This is a genomic window from Flavobacterium sp. S87F.05.LMB.W.Kidney.N, assembly GCF_004366435.1.
Taxonomy (GTDB): Bacteria; Bacteroidota; Bacteroidia; order Flavobacteriales; family Flavobacteriaceae; genus Flavobacterium.
The window spans coordinates 1-2,881 of sequence record NZ_SODX01000011.1 but is presented as its reverse complement, the minus strand read 5'-3'; the positions used below and the strand labels follow the sequence as shown (position 1 = coordinate 2,881).

1 rRNA gene is annotated in these 2,881 nt (G+C 49.5%); it reads right to left on the bottom strand.

From position 1 onward, the window contains the following. Nucleotides 1–99: 99 nt before the first annotated feature. Nucleotides 100–2,881 (bottom strand): 23S ribosomal RNA (locus tag EDB96_RS20970); the annotation flags it as partial.

The window sequence follows — 2,881 nt, the reverse complement described above, 5'->3', positions numbered from 1 at the left end:
ACTGCCCGCGACGGGCAAATATTTTAACATACTGAGATAAAGAAAAGTAAATATATTTTAGAAAGTTTCTTCTCCCGGCCGCAGCCGGGAGAAAAGGGTGTACATAAGCTTACGGATTATTAGTACTACTCGACTATGACATTACTGCCTTTACATCTATAGCCTATCAACGTGGTCATCTTCCACGATCCTTAAAAGAAATCTCATCTTGTGGTGGGTTTCGCGCTTATATGCTTTCAGCGCTTATCCCTTCCAAACGTAGCTACTCTGCGGTGCCCCTGGCGGGACAACAGATACACTAGAGGTTTGTCCAATTCGGTCCTCTCGTACTAGAATCAGATCCACTCAAATTTCTAACGCCCGCAGTAGATAGAGACCGAACTGTCTCACGACGTTCTGAACCCAGCTCGCGTGCCACTTTAATGGGCGAACAGCCCAACCCTTGGGACCTTCTCCAGCCCCAGGATGTGACGAGCCGACATCGAGGTGCCAAACCCCCCCGTCGATATGAGCTCTTGGGGGAGATCAGCCTGTTATCCCCGGCGTACCTTTTATCCTTTGAGCGATGGCCCTTCCATGCGGAACCACCGGATCACTATGCTCTACTTTCGTACCTGATCGACCTGTATGTCTCTCAGTCAAGCTCCCTTATGCCATTGCACTCTACGCACGGTTACCAAGCGTACTGAGGGAACCTTTAGAAGCCTCCGTTACTCTTTTGGAGGCGACCACCCCAGTCAAACTACCCACCAAGCAATGTCCCCCGCTTTTGCGGGGTTAGGCCTCAGATAAACAAAGGGTTGTATTTCAACAATGACTCCAAAGCGCCTGGCGACGCCCCTTCACAGTCTCCAACCTATCCTACACATCATTTATCCAAGGTCAATACTAAGCTATAGTAAAGGTGCACAGGGTCTTTTCGTCCCACTGCGGGTAAACGGCATCTTCACCGTTACTACAATTTCACCGAGCTCATGGCTGAGACAGTGTCCAGATCGTTACACCATTCGTGCAGGTCGGAACTTACCCGACAAGGAATTTCGCTACCTTAGGACCGTTATAGTTACGGCCGCCGTTTACTGGGGCTTCAATTCAATGCTTCTCCGAAGATAACATCTCCTCTTAACCTTCCAGCACCGGGCAGGTGTCAGGCCCTATACTTCATCTTACGATTTTGCAGAGCCCTGTGTTTTTGATAAACAGTCGCCTGGACCTCTTCACTGCGGCCCCGATTGCTCGGGGCGACCTTTCTCCCGAAGTTACAGGTCTATTTTGCCTAATTCCTTAGCCATGAATCTCTCGAGCACCTTAGGATTCTCTCCTCAACTACCTGTGTCGGTTTACGGTACTGGTGCTTATTACCTGAAGTTTAGAGGTTTTTCTTGGAAGCCCTTAGGCGCACTATCTCTTTGTCCGAAGACTCCGAGTACTATCGTATTTCACCATTCTCTGCGGATTTGCCTGCAGAGAATATAGCTAGGTACTTTAACGAACTATTCCGTCAGTCCGCGGCGCTTTCATCACTCCGTCACCCCATCACAGTAATAAGCAGTACGGGAATATTAACCCGTTGGCCATCGACTGTCCCTTTCGGGTTCGCCTTAGGACCAGACTAACCCACAGCTGATTAGCATAGCTGTGGAAACCTTAGTTTTTCGGTGTGCGGGTTTCTCGCCCGCATTATCGTTACTTATGCCTACATTTTCTTTTCTGACCGGTCCAGCATACCTTACGATACACCTTCTGCCCTGTCAGAATGCTCCCCTACCACTTACAGTAAACTGTAAATCCATAGCTTCGGTAATATGCTTATGCCCGATTATTATCCATGCTCGTCCGCTCGACTAGTGAGCTGTTACGCACTCTTTAAATGAATGGCTGCTTCCAAGCCAACATCCTAGCTGTCTGGGCAGACAAACCTCGTTCTTTCAACTTAGCATATATTTGGGGACCTTAGCTGATGGTCTGGGTTCTTTCCCTCTCGGACTTGGACCTTAGCACCCAAGCCCTCACTGTTATCAATCATTATACAGCATTCGGAGTTTGTCAGGAATTGGTAGGCGGTGAAGCCCCCGCATCCAATCAGTAGCTCTACCTCTGTATAACTAAAATAACGCTGCACCTAAATGCATTTCGGGGAGTACGAGCTATTTCCGAGTTTGATTGGCCTTTCACCCCTACCCACAGGTCATCCGAAGACTTTTCAACGTCAACCGGTTCGGTCCTCCACTGTGTGTTACCACAGCTTCAACCTGCCCATGGGTAGATCACACGGTTTCGCGTCTAACACTACTGACTAAAGCGCCCTATTCAGACTCGCTTTCGCTGCGGATCCATGTCTTAAACACTTATCCTTGCCAGCAACGTTAACTCGTAGGCTCATTATGCAAAAGGCACGCCGTCACCCCACGAAAGGGCTCCGACCGCTTGTAAGCGTATGGTTTCAGGATCTATTTCACTCCGTTATTCACGGTTCTTTTCACCTTTCCCTCACGGTACTGGTTCACTATCGGTCTCTCAGGAGTATTTAGCCTTAGCGGATGGTCCCGCCAAATTCAGACAGGGTTTCACGTGCCCCGCCCTACTCAGGATACCGCTATCTATTATACTCGTTGCCCGTACGGGACTGTCACCCTCTATGGTGCCCCTTTCCAGAAGCTTCCGGTTCCTTGTACATAAAATACCGCGGTCCTACAACCCCGGCACTGCCGTAACAGCACCGGTTTGGGCTAATCCGCGTTCGCTCGCCACTACTTACGGAATCACTTTTGTTTTCTTCTCCTCCGCCTACTTAGATGTTTCAGTTCAGCGGGTTTGCCCACCTATCGGTGTGCTATGCCTTCAGCATAGCGGGTTGCCCCATTCAGGTATCTGCGGATCA